Here is a 22503-nt window from a genome sequence, read left to right on the forward strand (position 1 = left end):
CCGCAATCAAGACGCGGTGCCGCGAGGGTTTCGCATCATATGGAAGATCTTTCGCGCCAAGCGCTTCGGCACGTAACGCAACGAACCGGTCCGGTTTGCCTCGCTCAGCTCAAGCTCCAGACGCGTCGATGACGCGCGGCTTTCTTGCAGCGCCTCCTCCAGGTCTTGTTGCGAGGCCTGCAATGCCTCGATTCGTTCCGAAGCGACCTGCGCCGCGGCATTGGCCTGCGAACTCCGCTCTGCCACGCGACGCTCTGCCTCGGCGACCGCAGCTTGAGCGCGCAATGCCTGCGTCTGCAGGCTGTGAAAGGATGGAAGTCCGAAGGGAATCGGACCGGCGTCGAAACCGAGGAGCGACGTCGCCACCTGAACCGCGCCGGCAATATCCTTCACGCCCAGCGCCGCCGCATCGAGGCTCAGGGAATTTCCGTCATAGCCGAGTCGCGCGGGCCGGAAGGTGAACGGCGGTGCCGGCGGCAGCGACGGCGCTTCCCGGTCGAACCAGCGCAAGAGTTCTGCGTCGTCGACTAACGAGTCACGAATGACGCTTCGCGCGGCCGTACGCTGGTCAGGGTCCGTTTCGGTGATCGAGGCGAGGTAGCGAAGGGTGATGGCCTTGCGATCGAGTTGAAGCGCATCGTCGTTTGGAAAAATCGCATCCTTCGCATGCAGGAAGCAGTCCACGACGTGCACTGGCATCAGGGCCATCTTCTTCGGCACCAACGGATGCGGTAGGTATCCGAATCGGGCGTTGAGCTGATCGAAATCGGTCGCAACGGCGTTCCGCTTCTCGTTCATCAACGTAGCGACGCCATTGCTGGCATGCGACAAGCCCGCGATGTTCATCGGAACGCTGACCGACACGTAGCGTTCAGCCAGGTACCCGAAGCCGAAGGCCGAATAGACGTCCGGATAGACGTTCAGGAAGACGCGGCCAGCCAGTGCCTTGTGCTTCTCGATCAGCTCGCGGTGGATCACCGAGCAATAGATCATCGGCAGCGAATCTGCACCGGCTTCGAAGCGAATGACTCGGTTGATCTGGTCACGGCCATCGACCTCAGTGATGGTTCGTGCGAGCGGAACCTGAAGCAGACTTGCTTCGCCGGCGATGCCGATCGTGGGCCAAGTGTAGATCCCCCGATTCCATTGGATCGCCTTGGCGCCGGTGCCCGAAATCAGCTGATCCAGCTCGCGCAGCGCGTAGGGCATGAATCCATCGTCGTCGCCGAGCACCGTCACGTACTCGCCTCGTGCTTCTTCGAGCGCGCGCTCCCAGTTGGCGCTCATCGCCAGCGGCTGGCTCGGGGCGAGGTAGCGCACGCGCGGCGACGCCGCAGCGGCAACCACTTCGGCCGCTGCCGACGAGTCGCCGTTGTCGCACACGACAACCTCGTAGTCCTCGAAGCTCTGGTTCAGGCAGGTCGCCAGGGCGGGGCCCAAGGTCTCCGGACGGTTCCTGGTCGGTATGACGATGCTGAATCGCGGTCGTGCCATGGCAGGTCGAAGCTGTTTCAATCGAAGATCTCGGCACTCAAGAACGCGCTGCCGGCTGCATCCTTTGCTGACAACTGCGGGCCGCCACTGGGCCATTCGATGCCAAGCTCGTTGTCGTTCCAAACGATGCATCGCTCGTGGAGCGGCGCATAGTAGTCGGTGGTCTTGTACAGGAATTCGGCGACATCGCTCAGCACCAAAAAACCATGCGCGAAGCCCTCGGGCACCCACAACTGCTTGTGATTCTCTTCCGTGAGCTCCACCCCCACCCACTTCCCAAACGTGGGCGACGACCGGCGAATATCCACCGCTACATCGAACACGCTCCCCCGCACGCAGCGCACCAGCTTTCCCTGCGGCTGCTGGATCTGGTAGTGCAACCCGCGCAGCACGCCTTTCGCCGAACGCGAATGATTGTCCTGAACGAATTCGACATGCTTCTCCACGGCCTCATCGAAGGCTTTGCCGTTGAAGCTCTCATAGAAAAATCCGCGCGCGTCGCCGAACACCTTGGGTTCGATCACGAGCACGTCAGGGATGGCAGTCGGCGTAACCTTCACGAGCGCACCTCATCGGTCAGCAGGCGATTCAGGTACTTGCCGTAGCCGCTCTTCTCCAGCGGCTTCGCCAGCGCCGCGAGCTGCTCGGTGCTGATGAATCCATGCCGCCATGCCACCTCTTCGGGACATGCAATCTTGAGTCCCTGCCGATGCTCGAGCGTCGCGATGAACTGCCCGGCCTCCAGCAGGCTGTCGTGCGTGCCGGTATCCAACCACGCATATCCACGCTGCATGATCTGCACATTGAGCTTGCCGAGGTCCAAGTAGGCTTGGTTGACGGCGGTGATCTCCAACTCGCCGCGGGCGCTCGGCTTTACGGCTTTGGCGATTTCGATCACCTGCTTGTCGTAGAAATAGAGTCCCGTCACCGCATAGCTGCTCTTGGGCTTGAGGGGCTTTTCCTCGATGCTGCTGGCCTTGCCCTTGGCGTCGAACGAGACCACACCGTAGCGCTCCGGATCGTGCACATGGTAGGCGAACACGGTCGCACCCGTCTGCTTGGCGTCGGCATCGGAGAGCAGATGTTCGAAGTCGTGGCCGTAGAAGATGTTGTCGCCGAGCACCAGTGCACTTGGAGCATCGCCGATAAACTTGTCGCCAATGATGAAGGCCTGCGCCAGGCCGTCCGGGCTCGGCTGCACCGCGTACTGCAGGTTGATGCCCCACTGGCTGCCATCGCCCAGCAATTGCTGGAAGCGCGGCGTGTCCTGCGGCGTGCTGATGATCAGGATGTCACGAATGCCACCGAGCATCAGCGTACTGAGCGGGTAGTAGATCATCGGCTTGTCGTACACCGGCAGCAGTTGCTTGCTCAGCGCGAGCGTGGCCGGATGCAGCCGGGTGCCGGAGCCGCCGGCGAGGATGATGCCTTTGCGTTGCGTCATGGGTTTTCTTCTCGGTCGTGATTCAGAGCGTCTCGTCCAGCATGCGCGCGACGCTGGCCTGCCAGGGCGGCAGGCGGAGGCCGAAGGTGGACTGAAGCTTGATGGTACTCAGGCGCGAGTTGTGCGGCCGCTTGGCGGGCGTAGGAAAGGCGCTGGTCGGGACCGGATCGACGCTGGCAGGCGTTGCCTTCAACTCGACACCCGCGTCCAGCGCCTGTTGAAGCACGAGGCGCGCATAGCCATGCCAGGTGGTTTCGCCGCCCGCCGCCAGGTGATAAAGCCCGGCCTTGGCCGGATCGCGCAGCGTGTCGCGGATCGCGTGCGCGGTCACGTCCGCGAGCAGCTCGGCACCGGTCGGCGCGCCGAACTGGTCGTCGATGACGGTGAACCGCTCGCGTTCCTTGGCCAGCCGCAGCATGGTCTTCGCGAAGTTGCCGCCACGTGCGGCGTAGACCCAGCTGGTGCGAAAGATCAGGTGGCGCGGGCAATGCTCGGCGATCAGTTGCTCGCCCTCGAGCTTGGTGCGACCGTACACGCTGAGCGGGCCCGTGGGGTCGTCTTCCTGCCACGGCTTGCTGCCGCTGCCGTCGAATACATAGTCGGTCGAGTAGTGCACCATCAGCGCGCCGATCTGCTGCGCGGCCTGCGCGATCGCGCCGGGCGCTGTCGCATTCAAGGTGCGCGCGAGTTCGGGTTCGCTCTCGGCCTTGTCGACCGCCGTGTGCGCCGCGGCATTGACGATCACGTCGGGCCGCAGCCTCAGCACCGTCTGCGCCACCTGCTCGGGGTGCCGGAAGTCGGCATGGAACTCGCTGCTTGCGGAATCCAGCGCGACCAGCTCGCCGAGCGGCGCCAGGCTGCGCTGGAGCTCCCAGCCCACCTGTCCCGTCTTGCCGAGCAGCAATAGCCTCATACCGCCTCGTACTGTTTCTGCACCCACTCGCGGTATGCGCCGCTTTGCACGTTGCGCACCCATTCGGCATGGTCCAGGTACCACTCGACCGTCTTGCGGATGCCGGTGTCGAAGGTCTCGGCCGGTTTCCAGCCCAGCTCGCGCTCCAGCTTGCGCGCATCGATGGCGTAGCGCCGGTCGTGCCCCGGACGGTCGGTCACATAAGTGATCTGTTCGCGGTAGCTCCTGCCGTCGGCACACGGGCGCAGTTCGTCGAGCAGCGCGCACACGGTGTTGACGATCTCGATGTTGGGCTTCTCGTTCCAGCCGCCGACGTTGTAGGTCTCGCCGAGCCTGCCGGCTTCTAGCACGCGGCGGATCGCGCTGCAGTGGTCCTTGACGTAGAGCCAGTCGCGCACCTGCATACCGTCGCCGTACACAGGCAGCGGTTTGCCGGCGAGCGCGTTGACGATCATCAGCGGGATCAGCTTCTCGGGGAAGTGGAAGGGGCCGTAGTTGTTCGAGCAGTTGGTGGTGAGCACCGGCAAGCCGTAGGTGTGGTGCCATGCGCGCACCAGATGGTCGCTGGCGGCCTTGCTGGCCGAGTAGGGGCTGTTGGGCTCGTACTTGTTGTCTTCGGTGAAGGCCGGGTCGGTGGCCGACAGCGAGCCGTAGACCTCGTCAGTCGAAACGTGCAGAAAGCGGAAAGCGGCCTTCTGGTCGGCCGGCAATGCGCTCCAGTAGCCACGCACGGATTCGAGCAGGCGGAACGTCCCCAGCACATTGGTCTGCACGAAGTCTTCGGGGCCATGGATCGAGCGGTCCACATGCGATTCGGCCGCGAAGTTGAGCACGGCGCGCGGCTTGCGCTCGGCCAGCAGGCGGTCGACCAGGGCGCTGTCGCCGATGTCGCCCTGCACGAACACATGCTTGGGGTTGCCGTTGAGCGAGGCCAGGGTCTCGAGGTTGCCGGCGTAGGTCAGCTTGTCGAGATTGACGACCGCTTCGTCGCTTTGCGCCACCCAATCGAGGACGAAATTGGCGCCGATGAAGCCGGCGCCGCCGGTAACCAGGATCATGGAGTCTCCCGCTAGTGGAAAAAAACCGCCGGGTGGCGGTCGAGCCGCGATTATCCCATTGGGGAATGTTTCAAGAGATGGCTAGAGACCAGTCCCTACCGGGCAACCCGAAGCGCGGATAGAGTGCTTCCGACGTACTTCAAGGAATGCCCATGGCCAGCAAAGACGACGACAAGACCGACCGCATCAAGGACTCCGCCCAACAGATCTGGCTCGCCGGCCTGGGCGCCTTCGCCAAGATGCAGCAGGAAGGCAGCAAGGCCTTCGAGGCGCTGGTGAAAGATGGCATCGGGGTGCAGAAGAAGACCCAGCAGGCCGCCGAGGAAACGCTGGCGCAGGCCCAGGCCCGGATGGCGGGCTTCGCGAGCGAGTTCGGCACCAAGGCCGCGGGCGGCTGGGGCAAGCTGGAGACCATCTTCGAAGACCGCGTGGCTCGCGCCCTCGAAAAGCTCGGCATGCCCTCGGCCCAGGAAGTGGCCGCGCTGCAGGCGCGGGTAGAGGCGCTCGAGGCTCAGTTAAAACGAAAGAACGCGACTGGCGCCGGACGCAAGACCGCCGCGCGCACGCCTCCCGAGGCCGCGAAGCCGTCGCGGCGGCACAAACCGGGCAGCCAGGCCTGAGGGGCAGGAAGAACACCCACCCCGGCCGGCACAGACTTGCGCTAGAGTGGCCCCAGGAGACAAAAACCAGGGCTACGACATGGCCAAGAAAGCGCCACGCCGCACTGCACAACGCATCCTCGAAGCCGCGCTTGACCTGTTCAACCGCTTCGGGGAGCCGAACGTCTCGACCACGCTGGTGGCGGGCGAGCTCAACATCAGCCCCGGCAATCTCTACTATCACTACCCCGCCAAGGACGAGCTGATCAACCGGCTCTACGAGGCCTACGAGACCGAGCTCAACGAGCTGCTGCATGCCAGCGAAGGCGTGCACGATGTCGAGGATGCCTGGTTCTTCATGCACAGCCTGTTCGAGCTGATCTGGCGCTACCGCTTTCTCTACCGCGACCTCAACGATCTGCTGAGCAAGAACCGGCACCTGGAAACGCAGTTCCAGCTGGTCCTGAAGAACAAGGCGCGCGCCATCCGCACCCTGCTCGCCGGCATGAGCCGCGCCGGCCACCTCGACATCGACATGCGCGAGGTCGACCCGCTGGCGCAGAGCATGGTGGTGGTGCTGACCTACTGGCTCAGCTACGAGTACGTGCGCAACCCGCGCGAAGCGCTGGAGCCGGCGCACGCCCAGGGCGCCCTGCTGCGCGGCGCCCACCATACGCTGCATCTGCTGGCACCCTACTTGGCGACGGAACAACGGCGGCATTTGCTGACACTGAGCAGCGCTTACGCGGGCGAAGATCACACCGCAACCGTCTGAAATTCCAACCTTCCATCGCATGCCCCACCACGACATCCAACCCCTTTCGCTGCTGTCGACCGGCTCGGTGCCTGCAACGGAGCCATGGACACTTTTGCCCTACAGAGACGCGCCGTACTTCGACACGGCCAACCTGCTCAGCCACTGGCCGCGGCTGCATGCCGGCCAGGGCATGCAGCCGCCGGTGCCCGGACCGCTGGCCGAGGGCTGGGCGCTCTATCACAGCGGCGAATTCGAGCGAGCCGCCGCCGTGGGCCTGCGACACGGCCACGAGGGGCTAGCGCTCGCGAACCAGGCCACCGCCATCTATGCCAACTACCTGGAACCGCGCGAAGCCGTGCGGCAGGCCTTGTTCAGGCAGGTGGTCGAACGCGCCACCGCGCAGGTCGGGGCTGAACCGGACAACTGCCAGGCGCTCTTTTGGCAGGCCTATGCGCTGGGGCGCTACAGCCAGGGCATCAGCGTGGCACGCGCGCTGGCGCAGGGCCTGGGCACCAAGGTCAAGGGCGCGCTCGAGCGCGTGATCGAGTTGCAGCCGCACCATGCCGATGCGCACATCGCACTCGCCGCCTTCCATGCCGAAGTCATCGACAAGGTCGGGATGCTGGTGGGCCGCATGACCTACGGGGTGCGCGCGGAAACCGCGATCGAGCTGTTCGGGCGCGGCCTGCAGCTCAATCCCCATTCGGCCAGCGCGCTGATGGAATACGCCCGCGGTCTTTTGATGCTGGAGGGCGATTCGCGCATGGCCGAAGCCACGCGCCTCTATGAGAAAGCGGCTGCCCTGGAGCCGGCCGATGCGCGAGAACGGCTTGACGTGGAACTGGCGCGCGCGGGGCTCTCCGACTGATCTTTATCAACGACAGCGTCACTTAAGATGCGCGTCCTTGTTCCACCCGCCTGCCGCCATGTCCGATCTGAACGCCCTGTTCGAAGCCGCCCAAGCCAATTCCAAACTGCTCGCCGAACGGCCGGACAACCCGACGCTGCTCAAGATCTACGGCCTCTTCAAGCAGGCCACCCAGGGCGACAACGCCGAGAAGAAGCCCAGCTTCAGCGACATCGTCGCGCGCGCCAAGTGGGACGCCTGGACGGCTCAGAAAGGCCTGGGCGCCGACGAGGCCAAGCAGAAGTACATCGACCTCATCGAATCGCTGCGCTGAACGCGCCCGCGCCTACAACCAATCTTTATCGTTGTAGGCGTCGTCGTCCGCCTCGCTCGCGCCCAGCAGCTCATCGAGGTTGCGCTGCAGGCGCTGCTCGATCTGATCGCTGAAGCTGGCGTACAAAAGGCCGAGCGTCGCGCACAACCTGAAGCTGTCGGCGGTGACTTCGACGCTGCCGTCGATGCCGGGGCGCGTGAACTGGGCGACATCGCGGCGCTCGCCTTCGTCGTAGCTGCATGCGAGGCCGTAGTCGCGCTCGACTTTCTGCATCCACTGGCGCGCCACCGCGCGCGCGGCCTCGATGCCCAGGGTGTGGCTGCGTTCGATATGGATGTCAGGCACCGCGGCCTCCCTTGTCGTGGTTGTGGGGTTGTGGGGTGTGCGTGTCCGCCGTGGCGGGGACGGCAGCGGCTTTCAGCGCCTGCGCACGCCCGGCCTTGGGCAGCGCGGCGAAGCGCTTGACCGCGGCGTAGAAGCGCGGCCAGTCCCGGCCCTCGCGTTCGAACAGCGCTTCGAAGGCAGGCACCAGTTCGTCGTAGGCGGCCTGCGCGCCGAACATCGCATTGTTGGCGCGCGCCACCCAGCCGTCGTAGGCGCCCTGGCGCGGGCCGGTCCAGCCTATGCGCAGCACGGCGTAGCGCTGGCGGAAGTCGTCCAAGGCCGCCTTCTTCATCGCATCGACCGCCGGCCAATCGCCGGCCTGCGCCTCCTTCGAGGCATAGATGCCCGCGAGCGCGCGGCGCGTCTCGTTTGCAAGGGCGCGGAACTGCTGGCGCCGCCCGTCGAACTGCGCGTACTCGAGCCGCGCGGCCTCGCCGGCCTCGGTCTGCAGCCAGCGCGCACCGCCGATGCGCTCCACCGCGGTCGCGAAGGACTCGTTGAACATCGTGTCGTCCGGCACATAGAGCACCTGGTGCGCGAGTTCGTGGAACACAATGCGCGCCAGCTCGCCTTCCGGGTAGCCGATGAAGGTGGAGAGCAGCGGATCGCCACCGGCCCAGTTCATCCAGCCCAGCGTGGAATAGGCCGGCACCGGGTAGACGGCCGCCTCCAGGCCCAGCGCGCGCTGGGCCTCCGCCTCGGCCCTGGCATCGGCGTCGTTGTAGTAGCCGCGATAGCCGACGCAGCCCGCGACCGGGAAGCACCAGGTCTTGAGCGTGAGCGAATATGGCGGCGCGGCCACCACGTTCCAGACCGCGGCCGGGCGATGTAGGTTGGCATAGGCCTTGTAGCTCGGGTTGTCGGGCAGGCCGAGCTCGGAGGAGGCGAAGCGGCGGATGCGTTGGGTGAGTTCCAGCTTGGCCTTGAGCGCGTCGGATGCGCCGGGATCCTGCAGCCATTCGGGTACCGGCCGCGCCGCGCGCATGAGCCCGAGATGGCCGCTGGCCGACTGCCAGTAATAGCCGAGGTCGGCGCAGCCGGCCAGGCACAGCATGGCAGCCGCAGCGAAGACCGCGCGCCTCCTGTTCACGCGTGCCTCTCAGGCATCTGGAGCTACCTCGACCAGGCAGTCGTAGAAGGTCGGCCCACGCCCGATGTCGGTCAGCCGCTGGCTCGTGAGCTGGTTGACGTTGGTGCCGTCGATCCCCAGCTTGCGCCACCAGATGCCGAGGCCGTGCACCACGCCGGGCCGGGCCCGGCGCGAGACTTCGGCGCGGCAGCGGTGCTCGCCGCGCTGGTTGAACACGCGCACCGTGGCGCCGTCGACGATGCCGCGCGCCGCGGCATCGGCTTCGTGGATCTCGAGCAGCGGCTCGCCCTCGATGGCACGCAGGCTTTTCACGTTGACGAAGCTCGAATTGAGGAAGTTGCGCGCCGGCGGCGAGATCATCGCGAGCGGAAACTCCTTGGAGCTGCCGGCCGGCTCGTAGTTCGGCACATGGTCGGGCAGGCCGTCCTGGCCCATCGCGGCCAGCCGGGCGCTGAAGAACTCGCAGCGGCCCGAGGGCGTGGGGAATGCGCCTTCGGCGAAGGGCGCATCGGGCAGCTTCAGACTGGTGAAGCCCTGGGCCTGCAGCTGGTCGAAGTCGACCGCGCCGGGCGCGAAGGCGCTGCGGCACAGCGTCTCATCGTCGTCCGAGAAGCAGGGCTCGTCGAAGCCCATGCGCCGCGCGAGTTCGCGGAACACCCAGGTGTTGCTGCGGGCCTCGCCACGCGGCGCCACGGCCGGGCGGTTGAGCAGCACGTCGGTGTGGCCATAGCTCGTGTGGATGTCCCAGTGCTCGAGCTGCGTGGTGGCCGGCAGCACGTAGTCGGCATAGTCGGCGGTGTCGGTCTGGAACTGCTCGAGCACCACCGTGAACAGGTCCTCGCGCGCAAAGCCGGCCACCACCTTGCCCGACTCCGGCGCGACCGCGACCGGGTTGCTGTTGTAGACCACCAGCGCGTGGATCGGATTCGCGGCGTCGAGCAGCGCATCGCCGATCGCGCTCATGTTGATGGTGCGCGGGCGCCGGCCGGCCAGCAGGTCGGGCCGCTGCAGCGCGGCGCGGTCCACCGGGAACAGGCCCGAGCTGCTCAGGAGCAGGCCGCCGGCCCGATCCCGCCAGGCGCCGACCAGCGCGGGCAGGCAGGCGATGGCGCGTGCCGCATTGCCGCCGCCGCGCACGCGCTGCATGCCGTAGTTGAGGCGGATCGCGGCCGGCTTCGTGGTTCCGTAGGCGCGCGCGAGCGCCACGATCTGCGCCTCGGGCACGCCGCAGACTTCGGCCGCGCGCGCGGGCGGCCATTGCAGCGCGCGCTCGCGCAGCTGCTCCCAGCCCAGGGTGTGCTGCGCGATGTAGTCGTGGTCCAGCCAGTCGTTGACGATCAGCTCGTGCATCAACGCCAAGGCCAGCGCCGCGTCGGTGCCTGGCAGCAAGGCGACGTGCTCGTCGCACTTGTCTGCGGTCTCGGTCTTGCGCGGATCGATGCACACCAGCCGCGCGCCGGCGCGCTTGGCGGCTTGCGCGTGGCGCCAGAAATGCAGATTGCTCGCGATCGAGTTGCTGCCCCAGATCAGGATCAGCTTCGCCTCGGCGAAAAACTCGACCCGCATGCCGACCTTGCCGCCCAAAGTAAAACTTAAGGCCTCACCGCCTGCGGTCGAGCAGATCGTACGGTCCAGCAGCGACGCACCGAGCTTGTGAAAAAAACGACGGTCCATCGATTCGCCTTGCACCAAACCCATGGTTCCGGCGTAGCTGTAAGGCACAATCGTTTCCGGATTGTTACTTTTGCACTCGCTCAAGCGCGCGGCGATGTCGTCAAGGGCAGCTTCCCATGTCACAGCTTCGAAGCGGCCGCTGCCCTTGGGGCCGATGCGCTTCAAGGGCTGGACAAGACGCTCGGCATGGTCGTTGCGTTCGATGTAGCGCGAGACCTTGGTGCAGAGCACGCCGGCCGTGTGCGGATGCGCCGGGTTGCCTTGCAGCTTGACGGCGACGCCGTCCTGCACGGTGGTCACGAGTGCGCAGGTGTCGGGGCAATCGTGCGGACAGGCGCCGAGCACCTGGATCGAAGAAGTCATGGTGGGCCGGGGACAACGAGTATTCAGTCGAGTCTAAGTTGCGCGCCGAAGATGCGCTGAGGGGTTTTCACGATGATCAATCGCAGGCACTTTTCGGTCGCGGCGGGCGCTGCGGCGCTCGGCGGCTTTCATATCGCGCGGGCACAGAGCGAAACGCCGATCGTGCTCGGCCAGTCGGCGCCCTTCTCGGGGCCGGCCGCGCAGCTGGGCATCCAGTTCTACCAGGGCGCCAAGCTGTTCCTGGACCAGTACAACGCGCAGCCCGGCCATCGCGACATCGAGATCAAGTTCCTCGACGACGGCTACGAGCCCGACCGCTGCGTCGCCAACACCAGGAAGCTGATCGACGAGGAGGCCTTCGCGCTGTTCGGCTACATCGGCACGCCCACCAGCCTGGCGGCCTTGCCGCTGGCCGTGGGCGCGAAGATCCCGTTCATTGCGCCCTTCACCGGCGCGATGGCGCTGCGCGAGCCCTTCCACAGGAACGTGTTTCACCTGCGCGCCTCGTACAACGACGAGACCGCGCTGATCGTGAAGCAGCTCACCCACCTGGGCCTGAAGAAGATCGCGGTCTTCTACCAGAACGACGCCTACGGCAAGGCCGGTCTCGACGGCACGACGCTCGCGCTGTCGCAGCTGGACCTGAAGCCGGCAGCGCTCGCGACGGTCGAGCGCAACTCGGTCGACGTTGCGGCAGCGGTCAAGACCATCGTGGCCGCGAAGCCGGATGCCGTGGTCCAGGTCAGCGCCTACAAGTCCTGCGCCGCCTTCATCCGTGAGGCGCGCAAGGCCGGCTATGGCGGCACCTTCTACAACGTGTCTTTCGTCGGCACGCAGGCGCTGGCCGACGAACTCGGCAAGGACGGCGCCGGCGTCGTCGTCACCCAGGTCGTGCCCTCTCCCTACTACGCCGCGAACGGCATCACGCGCGAGTTCAACGACGCGGTGAAGAAGAGCGGCGGCGCCACCAAGGCCAACTTCTCCAGCATGGAAGGCTATCTGGCCGCCAAGGTACTGACCGAAGGCCTGCGCCGCGCGCCGGGCAAGCTCACGCGCGACGGGTTGATCGCGGGACTGGAATCCATCGACCGGCAGCAGTTCGGCGGCTTCGAGGTGTCCTTCTCGCCGCGCAACCACGTGGCTTCGAAGTTCGTCGAGCTGTCGATGATCACGGGGGATGGGCGAATTCGGACCTGATGGCTCCCTCTCCCTCTGGGAGAGGGTTGGGGTGAGGGCACTCGGGCCTTTGATTTGTACGCTGCGCCTGTGTGAGGCCGGGGCCGGAAAGTCGCCCCGGCGGGCGACTCACTTTTCTTGTCTCGCTGTACGGGCCGGGGACCTGGGTAACGGGTGCGGGGACATAGTAAACACCTTGAATGCTCAGGATGGAGTGGCGGGGTTACGCAGATCCAGCCGCATGAAGCGGTGATGACAGATGCGTCGAAGCAGGCATCTGCCTTGGGGTCCGGGCGCATCGCCACAGGCAGCCTGTGCAAGGCACTGGACAGGCGCAGCTTGCGACCCTCGAAGTACACCCAGCCGTTCCAGCCCACCGTCAGCACTCGGTCATTGGGTCCATATTCAATCGGTGCCAGCGCGGCAGGCAAGGCCCGAGGGCTTACTTGATAGCGCGCCGCTGGCGTTTGCATGTCCAGCGCCTCTTGCGGGCGCTCGTGGTTGTACACGCTGCGCCAGTGCTCGAAGGCGTCCTGGGCCTGAGCCAGGTCCATGAAGCTGCGCCCATTGAGCACCTCGGCCTTGAGCGAGCGATGGATGCCATCTCCCGGCGTTCGTATTCCTGCATGAGGGGGGACGTATGACCGAGTGGATTCCGCATCTCAACATCGAGATACTGCCGAGCGGCCTTATCAGGCTCGAGAACCGAATCGATGGGCGACAGCTACATAGTCGATCTACATCCGATCCATCTGCGCTACATCGCCGAGAAGACGGGTCTGGTCCGCGAGGTGTTCGCATCGGAAGCGGACGCGCTGCGGATGGTCGTGAAGCTCAAGCGCCGACTGCTGGTGCTCAAGGCCCGCATCGATCACCTCGGGCAGTTTCTGTCGTGCTTCTCGGACTCCGAGCACGCGGACCTTGAGTACGAGCAGACCTATGCGACAGCGACGGCCGACATCTGCGACGAGTTCTGTGCTGACCTCGACGACATCTGCAGCGGGCCTGAAACGTTACAGGTAACGACAGCGAGCGTCACGCCGAACGCCCCCGAAAGCGGTGTTCTTGAAGAACCCCAAAAGCGGGGGGCTTCGGAAGCAGGGCCGAAATCGGGACCGCTAAGCAGTCCCAAAAACGGCACCACCTCGCAGCTTCGGCTGGAGGTGTCGCCATGAACACCAAGCCCGCGCCGCCTTTCTCGGTGCACTCATATTTCGGCGCTGCAAAGCGGGGCAAGCCTCGCGCGCGGCCAGAACATCACGCCACGAAGGATTGAAATGAAGCAGAAATGCATTGAAGCGGTTCAAGCCGCTGCAAAATCGATGGGCCGCAAGCCCTTGACCGACGCCCAGACTCAGGCCGTCGATGACCGGATCAGCGCGACCATGCGCCAGCTCGCGCGCACCAACCCCGAATGGCAGGCCAAGAGCCGGGACGATCGGGTGATGGCCGCCTCGCAGCAGGCCATGGCCGACATCCAGGCCGAAGCCGCGCGCAAGGTCGAGAACACCCAGCGCCAGATCCTGAAGCCCGCAGCGACTGAAGCCCGCATCGCCGAACTCACAGCTAGCCGCGAAAAACTCGCCGCCGCGCTCCAGGTGCTGCAGGACAACCCGCCGCCGGCCGACGACGGCACCAAGAAATCGAAGCGCGCAATCAAGGATTGGGCACTCGACATCGCCAGCTTCGAAAAGCTGATCGCGCAGATCGACGCCACACTTCCATGCCCTACTGACGCAGCTCCCGATAGTGCGGCGGGGGACGCGGCGTCATGGGTTCAGCGCGGAATCAACATCGCGAGCATTCCGAAAGGTTAGCGTGCCGAGTTGCGCGTCTCGGTCAACGAATGGCAAGGGCTGCGCACGATCGATGTGCGGCACTGGTACATCCCGAAGGGCGGCGGGCATTGGGGGCCGAGCCGCAAGGGAGTGAGCTTCGAGGCTGGAAAGGCGGATGCGCTGCTTGATGCGCTGCTGTTGGCGAAGCAGCATGTCGGCGCCCAGGTGTGAAGGATGGCGCCTGGTCTACGTCTTTGTGATCGAGTTGGCGGTGGCGTCTTGACTCAGAGACTTCACGATAGCGAGCACGGCGTGATTGGCGGCAAGCGCTTCGCGCTCAGTGCCTTGTTGCGTGCCATATCGCACGCTGGTGGAACAGGCGGCTTGTCCAGTAACCTTGGGATCAAGAGCGATGCCAGTGCTTTCAAATAGCTTGCCCGCAAGCACAGGCAAGTCGTGCCCATCTTTGCCGGTGGGATATTTGACGTGCACTCGCTGCAAGAGCCCTTTGATGGTTTTCTCGACAGCCTGCTGCGCGCCCCACATCGCCTGGTTGTAGCGCCGGCCCAGAAGATCCGACGTGGCGCTGTCGTAGTCGTTCCGCGCCATTACAAACAGGTCATCCCGCGGCAGCGCATCTCGCCACATCAATGCGATACAGCCCGTTTGAAACTCATTCTTGAAGCGCTCAAGTTCGGTCATCGGGAGGCGGTCGGCCAACGCTTGCGACAGGCCTTCGACCGAGGCGAGCATGTTTGCGCTCGCCCCGTCAACCCGCCCGATGCCATCGTCCCCTTGATCGGTGAGGTCGCGATTGAGGAAGAACAGGCATTGGCCATAGATGACTGGAATGCGAACGCGCCAGATTGCATTGCCGAGTTTGACGGGCATGCGGCTGAACATGGCGTCGTTCTGGATCTGATTTTCGAACAGTGTGTCGTACCACCGCAAAGCCTTCGCCATAAGCACGTCGCCCTGGTATCCTCCTTCACCCGCAAGTGCTCGGTCGGGGAAAACCGCCCCGCCCCAGCCAAGTGCTTCCCACAACAAGCGCCCGACGTGCATCGGCCTTTGGTCAGGGCGTAGCCCGCGCGAATCGAGTTCTCGGTCAATCGCGCTCATAAGCGCTTCGAACTCGTCTTCGGTCAGAGGATATGCGTTCCAGCGAAACTTCTTTTTCTGGGCTTTCATACTGGTTCGCTGCGAAGAATGGGGGTCGCGCGCGCATTTTCACATGTAGGGCAGGCGCGACCCCGGCCCGGGCCGCCTGCGCAGCTCCGATGTTTCCATGACGATGCGGTCCTTCTTGGCCGGGTTCCTCAGTCGCGATCGCGGCGACGCTGTTTCATCGCCCGATCAAGGCGGCCAGCTGCCCACCACATACCTCCAAGCCAAATGCCGGCGACGGTGGTGCCCGCCAGTAGCTGCATAACGACGCCGTCGTGCTCGGCCCGCATCAGCAGCGCTGGGCCAGATGCGAACGCGCATAAGAGGAGAAGCGTGTCTTTCGCCCACCAGGGCATTGCAACCTTTCAGGAGCGGAGCTGCGGCCGCGTGTGACAGGGCAGCATCTTGCGGTCGGAATGCAGTCTCGTCGAGCAGTTCGCGATGCTTGGGCTCGGTCAAGTGCGGAGGATGTGCGCTTTTGGCAGTTGATGGCCCGGACGATTATGTGCCCGGGCGCGCGGGCGATCCGGGCGAACCCCGTGCGCATCGGCAAAGGGCATATCGCCGGGATTCCGGCAGGCGTACAGCGTGAAATCTGGCGGCCCACATCGGGCATCCATGAAGTCACGCTGGAGTCCTCTGAATGACCGTCCCCGTCCAAAGCCCGGTCTCGAACCATGTGGGCAACGGCGTCACCAAGACGTTTGCCTACACGTTCAAGCTGCTGAACCAGACCGACCTGAAGGTGAGAGTCAGCGGCGTGCTCAAGTGCTCAAGACGCTGAACGTCGATTACACCGTCACTGGCGTCGGTGTCGAGGCCGGCGGCTCTGTGGTCTTCGGCGCTGCGCCCGCTGCGCTGGTCGCTATCGGCCTGGTGCGCCAGGTTGCAATCAAGCGCGATACCGATTACCAGCACGCGGGCGACTTCGAGAGCACCGATGTGAATCGGGATTTCGACCGTATCGTGATGATGCTCAGGACAGCGGGCTCGCGACTGCCAACGCCCTGCGCTTCCCGCCCGGTGATCCTGCCGATGGCGTGCTGCCGAGCGCGGCCAATCGTGCCCTCAAGGACTTGGCTTTCGATGCGGCGGGCAACCCTGTAGCGACTGCTGGCGCAGGCGATGCCGACGTGCTGGCCGCAGCGCTGATCTCGACCACTCCAGCCACTGGCGGGGCACTCGTCGGCTTCGATCAGGCGAACACCTATCCGGCCGGGACCGTGGGTCTCGCACTAAAGAATGCCGCTGTGTTCAACACCGACGTGTCCAGCATTGCCGACGTGGCAAAGGGCGCGGCCCTCGTCGGCTACAAATTGAATGCGCCGGGCTCGGTGGGCCGCACGCTCCCCGACAAGCTCGCCGAACGGATCAGCGTCAAGGACTTCGGCGCGGTCGGGGATGGCGTGGCGGACGATCTTGCGGCGATCACCGCGGCGATTGCAGCACTCGGCGCCGGCGCGGATCTCTATTTCCCGCCCGGCGTCTACAAGGTCAGCGGGACGATCGTGATGAACAAGCAGGCGCGCATGTACGGCTGCGGCACGCTGTCGGTGATCCAAACGTCGCACGCCACGGCCGACGTGCTTCAGATCGTCTCGTTCCACAACATCGTCAAGGATCTGACGTTCGAGACCTCGGTCACACGCACAGGTGGCTACTTCGTCAACGTCGTCAACGGCAGCCGCTGCACTCTCGACGGTCTGATCATGACGAACTGGTTCAACGGCATCGGCCTGACCGGCGCCGGCGGGGCGTTCTATCGCATCCTGAATTGCCAGATCGGAACGAATGTCATCGGCGGCATCGGCGGCATCGGCGGCATCGGCGGCATCGGCGGCATCGGCATCAACGTCGGCACCACGGCGGTGGTTGACGCGGCTATCCAGAATTGCCTGATCGCGGGCGGCGTTGCCACGCAACCGCTCATCGGCGTGCAGCTTCTGAACGTCGGAGACCTCACGATTGACCACGTTTCTACAGTTTGGTGCCAGGTTGGTCTGCACGTCGCTCCTGTTGGGGCGACCACGTCCGGGCCCTCTTCGTCACGAATTAGTTTTTTGACTCTGGCTCATCTACGGGCGTCAATCTGAACCCTGGCAGCGGCTCACAGGTGCAGCTGGCCAAGTTCTCGAACGTCTGGTCGGCGAGCAACGCCAATGGCTTTGTGATCGGGGCTACTGGCACGGGCGCGGTGCTGAAGTCCGAATTCATCAACTGCTCGGGCGTCAACAACGCCGCTGGCGCGGGCCTCAACATCGCGAGCACGAACAACATCGATGTGCTGGTGGTGGGCGGGAACTACGCGGCGAACACGCACGGCCGTCGCAGCAAGCGTACAGAAATTCAAGTTCATCGGCGTGAAGCCTGGAGCCTCTGGTCAGTTCGGGCCGAACAGCGGCTACGGCGTGGTCATGGGGAACAACCCCGACCTTTTCACCATCACCGATTGCGACTTCAACAACAACACGACCGGCCCCTTCGCGTTCGGCACACTGCCGGCGACAGGCGGCCAGACGTTCTTCATCAAGGGCAATCAAGGCATCACCACCTACAACAGCGCGACGATCACCCTGAATGCGCCGGTTGACGCAGGAGCGCACCTCACACATGAATCGCATCGGCTCGCTGCTGGTGCTGCACAACCTGCGCCCGCACATCACCATCGGCGGGCGCGACTGGGCGCGCTGGTGGGAACGTACCTGCGAGCAGGTGCCGCCTGTCTTGCGGGCCGAGATCGAGCGCGAGAGCGCGCGGCTTGCGCTAATCAAGCAGCAGGTCAAGGTGCTGGAGGCCTGCAGCGTGAGCAGGTGGCGACTGGCAAGCAGCCGCTGGTGGCGCAACTGGCCCAGCTGCGCGCCATCGGGCCCAAGGGCGCTTGGGTGTTGGTCAAGGAGGTGTTCGGCTGGCGGCGCTTCGCCAACCGGCGCGAGCTGGCCGGCTGCATAGGGCTGACGCCCACGCCCTACGACAGCGGCGGCACCCAGATTAGCCTTGGCGCGCTCAGCCTTTGGCTTCGGCGCCTTCGGCGAGAGCGGCCTTTGCGTTCGCGTCTGTCTACCGTCACAGTTGTTGGAACCACAGATTCGCGAACAAGCATCGCGCTGCTGATCAAACGCCGCATCACAGCTACGATGCGCGCCAAAGGAACCAACAAGATGCTGAGTCGAGAAGAGGTAGTGGATGCTTTTCAAGAATTGCTGGGGCGAGGACCAGAGTCCGACGTGACCATCGAGCTGTATCGAGCGGCTCATCAGACGGCTCTGACCCTCAAGGCAGACCTGCGCCAGTCAGACGAGTACAAGCTGGGTGAGGCTACTCGCGCAGAGCGAAAAAAACGACGCGACGAGTTCACGCGCGAAGCCCTCATCGCGACCTACCGTCAAGTGCTCCGGCGCCCTCCCGAGAGCGAGGCAGCCATTGCATTGCATCTTGCCGCACACGAAGACCTCGACTCCTTTCGCTCGAGCCTCATGCAGTGCGAAGAGTACCGTTTGCTGCAGAACTTCAGCGCCGGCCGGAAGGTCCAGCTCGCCGACCTCGATGCAGAGGTGGCCCTGCTCGAGCGGCTGCAGAACGAAGATCCAGCCGAATTCCATCGCCTCATGAGCGATTTCTGGCTGGAGATTGCCCCCTGTAGCGCGGCACCGTCATCACCCGAGTACCTGACCTGGGTCATGGACAGCTATGCGACCATCGCGAACCGCTCCTACGAACACGCCAGCGAGGTGAGCACCTTCGACATCGACGAAAACGCGAAGATGCCATTCCCCTATTCGACGGGTAGCGCGAAGATCGTCGGAGAACAGCTGATGGCGATCGGCCATGTCATCCAATCGATGGACTTGAAGCCAGGCGCGCGTGTGTTGGAGATGGGCTTCGGATGGGGCAACACCACGGTGCAGATGGCGCTGTCCGGCTACCATGTGACCGGGATCGACATCACACCCAACTATGTCGAGCTCGTGCGCCGTCGGGCGCAGACTCTGAGTCTCGATGTTGACGTGAACGTGGGCAACTTCTTCGACGTGGAGAGCACTCAGGACAAATTCGACGCCGTACTGTTCTTCGAATCCTTCCACCACTGCTCTGACCATGTTCGCCTGCTAAAGGCGATCCCGCAGGTGCTGAAGCCCGGTGGCAAGCTCGTGCTGGCCGGCGAGACGATCAACAACGCGCTGCCCTATCCATGGGGCATCAATCCGGACGGACAGGCCATCTACTGCATCCGAAAGTTCGGCTGGCTCGAATTGTCTTTCCGCGAGGAGTACGTCCTTGGCCTGCTGGACGAGATGGGGTGGAGCGTCACCAAGCACGCATTCCACCAGGCGGCCGGGATCACATACGTGGCCGAGCGAAGATAGGCAATCTCATGCCCCCCAAAGTCTAGCCCTGAAGCCGATCAGCACGCCAGCGCCTGGGTTTGCATTGGTGTTGACCGTGAACTGCGTGCTTGTCGGGTTGGTCACCCAGAAGCTGGACGCGGCGCCCCAGCCACCATTGTTCGCAATCGAAATATCCGAGAGCTTCGGGGTCGCAGCGAGACCGTGGTTTACCAGCGTCGTAGTCGCCGCCGCATCGCATTGACTCATCGGATTTGCTACCCGGGCTGACCCGTTGCCTCACGTAATTTGCTACTCGCCGGATGGTCCGGCGGGAGTAGTACTACGTGACGAGGCGAATCAGCATGGCAACACGCAAGGAGTTGATTGAAGCGCTACGAGCGCGCTACAGCGGCGCGCCACCAATGGAGAAGACGAAGATTCTGGATGAGTTCGTGGCCCTGACCGGATAAATATCCGGGGGACGGCCTTCCGGCTCTGCACGGCCGACTTCGACCAATGTACCCGGAAGGAAGGCCGCCACCTGAAGGAAACTTGCGATGCGGCAGCCCCAATCCCGTGCTGACGCCGGTGGCTCGCAACTGAGCCCTTTGTCGGCATTTATGTGTCCATCACGCCCTGGCTAGGCTAGTGCAATGACCTCGACGGCAGCGACCTGCTGTGGGGTTGGGCTTCACCAGAACGTGTTCCGCGAGTTCAGCAAGCAGGACTTCGATGTGTCCGGGCGGGTGCACTCGAGAGAGTGCCGCCGTTCCGACAACTCGACTCGCCAAATGTCGCGCGGTTTGTGGCGGTGGGCATCTAGCCTTGAAGCAACGCCAGCGGACTAGTATTCCGCTCTAGGAGCATGCGGCCTCTCAACGAGCTTTGCTTCCGTCTCCATAAGAAGCTCCCCTGCACTTCGCCCAAGGGCCCTTGCGAGCCGCAAAATCAACGCCAGGGTCGGCATATGCTCGCCGCGCTCGATCTTCCCCATATGCGAGCGCTCGATGCCTGCTCGATGAGCCAAGGCTTCTTGCGCTACTCCATCTTCAAGCCGTAGCGCGCGGATCACAGCGCCAAACGCACGAGCTGGCGCGACTTCAAAGGTGGTCGCACCAGCCGGTCGCCCCCTCTGAGTAGTCCGCTTCTGCATGGACAGAAGCGTCAGGGTTTGAAATAATAAAAACCACGTTATCTTTAACTCAGATTGTCCTAGGCGGATGTATGTTCTTCCTGGCCCCCACGATCAGCAAGGAAGCTGAATAGCACATGGGCGATAAGCAACTTGCCTCGCCGTTCCCGACCGCTCAGCCGTTTCGGCTGCCGGCGTCAGTGCTTCGCGCGCGCTTGCCCCGAGTGTCCCCACCTTCGCGCAGCAGTTCAGCAACGCGCATCGGCCAGCAAGTACGCGCCCTACGGATCGCCTCTGGCGCTTCCGGTGGCGAGCTGGCCTCCTCTGCTGGCGTTTCGAGCTCCATGCTCTCCCGCATCGAGCGCGGTCTCGTGTCCCCTTCCGTCGAAACCTTGGATCGCATCGCCACCGGCCTGGGCGTGCCCGTCTCACGCTTCTTCAGCGACCAGTCCAGCCGCACCGATTTCTCGCACGTACCCGCAGGGCGGGGCATCTTGGTGGATCGGGTCGGTGCTGTGGCCGGCTACCGTTACGAGCTGCTCGGCCATCAGCTCTCCGGCAACCTGTTCGTAGAGCCTTACCTGGTGACGCTGCAGCCGGAGGCTGAGCCCTACGTCACCTTCCAGCACCCGGGCGTGAAGTTCCTGCACCTTCTCTCAGGCCGAGTCTCCTACCGCTACGGCGCGAGAGTGGTGAAGCTGGGGCCAGGGGACTCGCTGCAGTTCGATGCCACAGCGTTGCATGGCATCGAGGCCGTTGAGGCTGGCCCGGTGACGTATCTATCGGTCGTGTTCACGATGCGAGACTAAGCCCTCGTCACCTGCGTCAGCGCGTGAATGATCAATCCCACCAATCCACCCACCAGCGTCCCGTTCACCCGTATGAACTGCAGGTCCCGCCCGATGTTGCGCTCGAGCTCGAGCGTCATCTCGTCCGCATTCCACGCCTCGACCCGTTCGACGATGTAGCGCCGGATGTCCTCGCGGTAGCGCTCGATCGTGCGCGGCGCCGCGTCCACGATCTGCTCGTTGATCCAGCGCCGCATCGCCTCGTCGGCCGCAAGGCGCGCGCCCAGCGCACCCGCCATCGCGACGATGCGCTGGCGAATGCCCGAGTCGATCTTCGCCAGGTCGTCGTGCAGCCAGGCCAGCAGCTCGCCCCACAGGCCGTGCAGGTAATCGCCCAGCGCGGGATGCGCCTGCAGCTCCGCGCGGATAGCCTCGCCGCGGCGATGGAATTCGGGGTCGGTCTTGAGCTTCGCGATGAAGACGTGCATGAAGACGTCGAAGCGCAGCCGCAGCGGATGCGCGGGCTCGGCCGCCATCTCCGCGATGGTGCGTGCCACGGCGGCCACGATCTTGCGCGTGGCCAGCTTGGCGGCGACCTGGTCCAGGCCCACATAGCGCAGCGCCTTGATCTCGCGCGCGATCGCCTCGGTGATCTGCTCCTGCACCTCGTCGCCTTCGACCACGCCGGCGACCTGCGCAAGCACGTCGTCGAGCAAGGCCTGGTGCCGCCCGTCTGAGGTCAGCGCATCGAGCGCCTGGCCCGCCAGCCGCGAGATGTCGACCTGCGCCAGGCCCGCGGTCGCGATGCGGCCGAGGAAGTCGCGCACGCGCGCATCGTCGAAAGCGCTGAGCCCGTAGCGCGCGGCAGCCACCAGGTGCTCGCCGAGCTTGGCCGCATGCTCGGGCGCCGAAAGCCAGTGGGCCAGTCGCGCGGCCGGGTCGAGCTGCTCCAGCTTGGCCAGCACCTGCGGCGTGCTCAGGAAGTTGTTGCAGATGAAGCCGGCGAGCTTGGCGCCGATGCGGTCCTTGTTGGCCGGGATGATCGCGGTGTGCGGGATCGGCAGGCCCAGCGGATGCCGGAACAGCGCCACCACCGCGAACCAGTCGGCGATCGCGCCGATCATCGCGGCCTCGGCGAAGGCGGCAACGTAGCCCCAGGCGGAGTGTCGCGCCTCGAGCG

General features: G+C 64.5%; 24 protein-coding genes and 1 pseudogene. 13 read left to right on the forward strand and 12 right to left on the reverse strand.

Translation table 11 applies throughout. From position 1 onward, the window contains the following. Nucleotides 1-6: 6 nt before the first annotated feature. From ACSQ9I_RS26925 to rfbB, 5 genes are read right to left on the reverse strand one after another with little or no spacing between them, the layout of a single operon-like run. Nucleotides 7-1626 carry a glycosyltransferase gene (locus tag ACSQ9I_RS26925; RefSeq protein WP_436315129.1) on the reverse strand — a complete coding sequence of 540 codons (1620 nt, stop codon included), beginning with the start codon at nucleotides 1624-1626 and terminating at the stop codon, nucleotides 7-9. After that, entirely contained in the window at nucleotides 1512-2054 is a 543-nt protein-coding gene (gene rfbC / locus ACSQ9I_RS26930; protein ID WP_436315130.1) for a dTDP-4-dehydrorhamnose 3,5-epimerase, read from the reverse strand. Before rfbC ends, ACSQ9I_RS26925 begins: the two co-directional genes overlap by 115 nt. Beyond that, on the reverse strand, nucleotides 2051-2938 hold the full coding sequence (gene rfbA, locus ACSQ9I_RS26935) for a glucose-1-phosphate thymidylyltransferase RfbA (protein ID WP_436305655.1): 888 nt from the start codon (nucleotides 2936-2938) through the stop codon (nucleotides 2051-2053). Before rfbA ends, rfbC begins: the two co-directional genes overlap by 4 nt. A 22-nt stretch (nucleotides 2939-2960) precedes the next feature. After that, nucleotides 2961-3851 carry a dTDP-4-dehydrorhamnose reductase gene (gene rfbD, locus ACSQ9I_RS26940; protein ID WP_436315131.1) on the reverse strand — a complete coding sequence of 297 codons (891 nt, stop codon included), beginning with the start codon at nucleotides 3849-3851 and terminating at the stop codon, nucleotides 2961-2963. Further along, nucleotides 3848-4909 (reverse strand): dTDP-glucose 4,6-dehydratase, encoded by a 1062-nt coding sequence (gene rfbB, locus ACSQ9I_RS26945; RefSeq protein ID WP_436315132.1) that lies wholly within the window; start codon nucleotides 4907-4909, stop codon nucleotides 3848-3850. Before rfbB ends, rfbD begins: the two co-directional genes overlap by 4 nt. 152 nt (nucleotides 4910-5061) lie before the next feature. Here rfbB and ACSQ9I_RS26950 point away from each other — a divergent pair, with 152 nt between their 5' ends. The 4 genes from ACSQ9I_RS26950 to ACSQ9I_RS26965 all read left to right on the forward strand — a co-directional run bounded on the left by ACSQ9I_RS26950 (nucleotide 5062) and on the right by ACSQ9I_RS26965 (nucleotide 7446). After that, entirely contained in the window at nucleotides 5062-5529 is a 468-nt protein-coding gene (locus tag ACSQ9I_RS26950) for a phasin family protein (protein WP_436315133.1), read from the forward strand. Between the two features lie 79 nt (nucleotides 5530-5608). After that, nucleotides 5609-6283 carry a TetR/AcrR family transcriptional regulator gene (locus ACSQ9I_RS26955; protein ID WP_436315134.1) on the forward strand — a complete coding sequence of 225 codons (675 nt, stop codon included), beginning with the start codon at nucleotides 5609-5611 and terminating at the stop codon, nucleotides 6281-6283. A 19-nt stretch (nucleotides 6284-6302) separates the two neighbouring features. After that, entirely contained in the window at nucleotides 6303-7133 is an 831-nt protein-coding gene (locus ACSQ9I_RS26960; RefSeq protein WP_436315136.1) for a hypothetical protein, read from the forward strand. A gap of 58 nt (nucleotides 7134-7191) precedes the next feature. Next, nucleotides 7192-7446 (forward strand): acyl-CoA-binding protein, encoded by a 255-nt coding sequence (locus tag ACSQ9I_RS26965; protein WP_436315137.1) that lies wholly within the window; start codon nucleotides 7192-7194, stop codon nucleotides 7444-7446. 12 nt (nucleotides 7447-7458) lie between these two features. Here the strand turns inward: ACSQ9I_RS26965 and ACSQ9I_RS26970 are convergent, their stop codons facing one another. The 3 genes from ACSQ9I_RS26970 to ACSQ9I_RS26980 are packed head-to-tail and all read right to left on the reverse strand — an operon-like array spanning nucleotide 7459 to nucleotide 10957. Continuing rightward, complete coding sequence (locus ACSQ9I_RS26970; RefSeq protein WP_436315138.1) at nucleotides 7459-7791, reverse strand: polyhydroxyalkanoic acid system family protein; 333 nt, start codon at nucleotides 7789-7791, stop codon at nucleotides 7459-7461. Further along, nucleotides 7784-8884 (reverse strand): aminopeptidase, encoded by a 1101-nt coding sequence (locus ACSQ9I_RS26975; protein WP_436315835.1) that lies wholly within the window; start codon nucleotides 8882-8884, stop codon nucleotides 7784-7786. Before ACSQ9I_RS26975 ends, ACSQ9I_RS26970 begins: the two co-directional genes overlap by 8 nt. A 45-nt stretch (nucleotides 8885-8929) precedes the next feature. After that, nucleotides 8930-10957, reverse strand: coding sequence for a molybdopterin-containing oxidoreductase family protein (locus tag ACSQ9I_RS26980; RefSeq protein WP_436315139.1), 2028 nt, complete (start codon nucleotides 10955-10957; stop codon nucleotides 8930-8932). A 72-nt stretch (nucleotides 10958-11029) separates the two neighbouring features. Between ACSQ9I_RS26980 and ACSQ9I_RS26985 the strand changes: the two genes are divergently transcribed. After that, on the forward strand, nucleotides 11030-12154 hold the full coding sequence (locus ACSQ9I_RS26985; RefSeq protein ID WP_436315140.1) for an ABC transporter substrate-binding protein: 1125 nt from the start codon (nucleotides 11030-11032) through the stop codon (nucleotides 12152-12154). Nucleotides 12155-12337: 183 nt separating this feature from the next. Here ACSQ9I_RS26985 and ACSQ9I_RS26990 read toward each other — a convergent pair. Next, nucleotides 12338-12732: pseudogene (locus tag ACSQ9I_RS26990) on the reverse strand (integrase core domain-containing protein); the annotation flags it as partial. Between the two features lie 114 nt (nucleotides 12733-12846). On the opposite strand from ACSQ9I_RS26990, the gene ACSQ9I_RS26995 reads away from it, so the two are divergent. From ACSQ9I_RS26995 to ACSQ9I_RS27005, 3 genes are all read left to right on the forward strand, one after another. Then, nucleotides 12847-13308 carry a hypothetical protein gene (locus ACSQ9I_RS26995; RefSeq protein WP_436315141.1) on the forward strand — a complete coding sequence of 154 codons (462 nt, stop codon included), beginning with the start codon at nucleotides 12847-12849 and terminating at the stop codon, nucleotides 13306-13308. A 147-nt stretch (nucleotides 13309-13455) separates the two neighbouring features. After that, nucleotides 13456-13950, forward strand: a complete 495-nt coding sequence (locus ACSQ9I_RS27000) for a hypothetical protein (RefSeq protein ID WP_436315142.1) — start codon at nucleotides 13456-13458, stop codon at nucleotides 13948-13950. Nucleotides 13951-13959: 9 nt separating this feature from the next. Then, a complete protein-coding gene (locus ACSQ9I_RS27005; protein ID WP_436315143.1) occupies nucleotides 13960-14142 on the forward strand; it encodes a transcriptional coactivator p15/PC4 family protein in 183 nt (60 codons plus the stop codon). 15 nt (nucleotides 14143-14157) lie between these two features. Here ACSQ9I_RS27005 and ACSQ9I_RS27010 read toward each other — a convergent pair whose 3' ends face one another. Beyond that, nucleotides 14158-15102 (reverse strand): HEPN domain-containing protein, encoded by a 945-nt coding sequence (locus ACSQ9I_RS27010; RefSeq protein WP_436315144.1) that lies wholly within the window; start codon nucleotides 15100-15102, stop codon nucleotides 14158-14160. Nucleotides 15103-15721: 619 nt separating this feature from the next. Between ACSQ9I_RS27010 and ACSQ9I_RS27015 the strand changes: the two genes are divergently transcribed. The 4 genes from ACSQ9I_RS27015 (at nucleotide 15722) to ACSQ9I_RS27030 (ending at nucleotide 19442) form a co-directional block, all read left to right on the forward strand. Then, nucleotides 15722-15862, forward strand: coding sequence for a hypothetical protein (locus ACSQ9I_RS27015; RefSeq protein ID WP_436315145.1), 141 nt, complete (start codon nucleotides 15722-15724; stop codon nucleotides 15860-15862). Further along, on the forward strand, nucleotides 15847-16185 hold the full coding sequence (locus ACSQ9I_RS27020) for a hypothetical protein (RefSeq protein ID WP_436315146.1): 339 nt from the start codon (nucleotides 15847-15849) through the stop codon (nucleotides 16183-16185). The genes ACSQ9I_RS27015 and ACSQ9I_RS27020 overlap by 16 nt, the downstream gene beginning before the upstream one ends. Beyond that, nucleotides 16119-17171, forward strand: coding sequence for a glycosyl hydrolase family 28-related protein (locus ACSQ9I_RS27025; protein ID WP_436315147.1), 1053 nt, complete (start codon nucleotides 16119-16121; stop codon nucleotides 17169-17171). The genes ACSQ9I_RS27020 and ACSQ9I_RS27025 overlap by 67 nt, the downstream gene beginning before the upstream one ends. 186 nt (nucleotides 17172-17357) lie before the next feature. Continuing rightward, nucleotides 17358-19442: a methyltransferase domain-containing protein gene (locus tag ACSQ9I_RS27030; protein ID WP_436315148.1), complete on the forward strand. Its 2085-nt coding sequence runs from the start codon at nucleotides 17358-17360 to the stop codon at nucleotides 19440-19442. 805 nt (nucleotides 19443-20247) lie between these two features. On the opposite strand, the gene ACSQ9I_RS27035 is transcribed toward ACSQ9I_RS27030, so the two are convergent. Continuing rightward, entirely contained in the window at nucleotides 20248-20556 is a 309-nt protein-coding gene (locus ACSQ9I_RS27035) for a helix-turn-helix domain-containing protein (protein ID WP_126837027.1), read from the reverse strand. Nucleotides 20557-20795: 239 nt separating this feature from the next. Here ACSQ9I_RS27035 and ACSQ9I_RS27040 point away from each other — a divergent pair, with 239 nt between their 5' ends. Beyond that, on the forward strand, nucleotides 20796-21344 hold the full coding sequence (locus ACSQ9I_RS27040; protein WP_436310304.1) for a helix-turn-helix domain-containing protein: 549 nt from the start codon (nucleotides 20796-20798) through the stop codon (nucleotides 21342-21344). Here ACSQ9I_RS27040 and ACSQ9I_RS27045 read toward each other — a convergent pair. Beyond that, complete coding sequence (locus ACSQ9I_RS27045; protein ID WP_436315150.1) at nucleotides 21341-22447, reverse strand: DUF445 domain-containing protein; 1107 nt, start codon at nucleotides 22445-22447, stop codon at nucleotides 21341-21343. The two genes, ACSQ9I_RS27040 and ACSQ9I_RS27045, sit on opposite strands and share 4 nt — an antisense overlap. Nucleotides 22448-22503: the final 56 nt, after the last annotated feature.

Source organism: Variovorax sp. LjRoot84 (genome assembly GCF_964254305.1).
GTDB lineage: Bacteria > Pseudomonadota > Gammaproteobacteria > Burkholderiales > Burkholderiaceae_C > Variovorax.

Excerpts from the sequence above, each read along its gene's own strand:
- ACSQ9I_RS26975 (WP_436315835.1), bottom strand. The coding sequence starts at position 8,884 with ATGCTGTGCCTGGCCGGCTGCGCCGACCTCGGCTATTACTGGCAGTCG.
- ACSQ9I_RS27015 (WP_436315145.1), top strand. The coding sequence starts at position 15,722 with ATGACCGTCCCCGTCCAAAGCCCGGTCTCGAACCATGTGGGCAACGGC.
- ACSQ9I_RS27035 (WP_126837027.1), bottom strand. The coding sequence starts at position 20,556 with ATGCAGAAGCGGACTACTCAGAGGGGGCGACCGGCTGGTGCGACCACC.
- rfbB (WP_436315132.1), bottom strand. The coding sequence starts at position 4,909 with ATGATCCTGGTTACCGGCGGCGCCGGCTTCATCGGCGCCAATTTCGTC.
- ACSQ9I_RS26995 (WP_436315141.1), top strand. The coding sequence starts at position 12,847 with ATGGGCGACAGCTACATAGTCGATCTACATCCGATCCATCTGCGCTAC.
- rfbA (WP_436305655.1), bottom strand. The coding sequence starts at position 2,938 with ATGACGCAACGCAAAGGCATCATCCTCGCCGGCGGCTCCGGCACCCGG.
- ACSQ9I_RS26980 (WP_436315139.1), bottom strand. The coding sequence starts at position 10,957 with ATGACTTCTTCGATCCAGGTGCTCGGCGCCTGTCCGCACGATTGCCCC.
- ACSQ9I_RS27045 (WP_436315150.1), bottom strand. The coding sequence starts at position 22,447 with ATGATCGGCGCGATCGCCGACTGGTTCGCGGTGGTGGCGCTGTTCCGG.
- ACSQ9I_RS26985 (WP_436315140.1), top strand. The coding sequence starts at position 11,030 with ATGATCAATCGCAGGCACTTTTCGGTCGCGGCGGGCGCTGCGGCGCTC.
- ACSQ9I_RS27030 (WP_436315148.1), top strand. The coding sequence starts at position 17,358 with ATGTGCTGGTGGTGGGCGGGAACTACGCGGCGAACACGCACGGCCGTC.
- ACSQ9I_RS26925 (WP_436315129.1), bottom strand. The coding sequence starts at position 1,626 with ATGCATCGTTTGGAACGACAACGAGCTTGGCATCGAATGGCCCAGTGG.
- rfbD (WP_436315131.1), bottom strand. The coding sequence starts at position 3,851 with ATGAGGCTATTGCTGCTCGGCAAGACGGGACAGGTGGGCTGGGAGCTC.
- ACSQ9I_RS26965 (WP_436315137.1), top strand. The coding sequence starts at position 7,192 with ATGTCCGATCTGAACGCCCTGTTCGAAGCCGCCCAAGCCAATTCCAAA.
- ACSQ9I_RS26960 (WP_436315136.1), top strand. The coding sequence starts at position 6,303 with ATGCCCCACCACGACATCCAACCCCTTTCGCTGCTGTCGACCGGCTCG.
- ACSQ9I_RS27010 (WP_436315144.1), bottom strand. The coding sequence starts at position 15,102 with ATGAAAGCCCAGAAAAAGAAGTTTCGCTGGAACGCATATCCTCTGACC.
- ACSQ9I_RS26955 (WP_436315134.1), top strand. The coding sequence starts at position 5,609 with ATGGCCAAGAAAGCGCCACGCCGCACTGCACAACGCATCCTCGAAGCC.
- ACSQ9I_RS27000 (WP_436315142.1), top strand. The coding sequence starts at position 13,456 with ATGGGCCGCAAGCCCTTGACCGACGCCCAGACTCAGGCCGTCGATGAC.
- ACSQ9I_RS26950 (WP_436315133.1), top strand. The coding sequence starts at position 5,062 with ATGGCCAGCAAAGACGACGACAAGACCGACCGCATCAAGGACTCCGCC.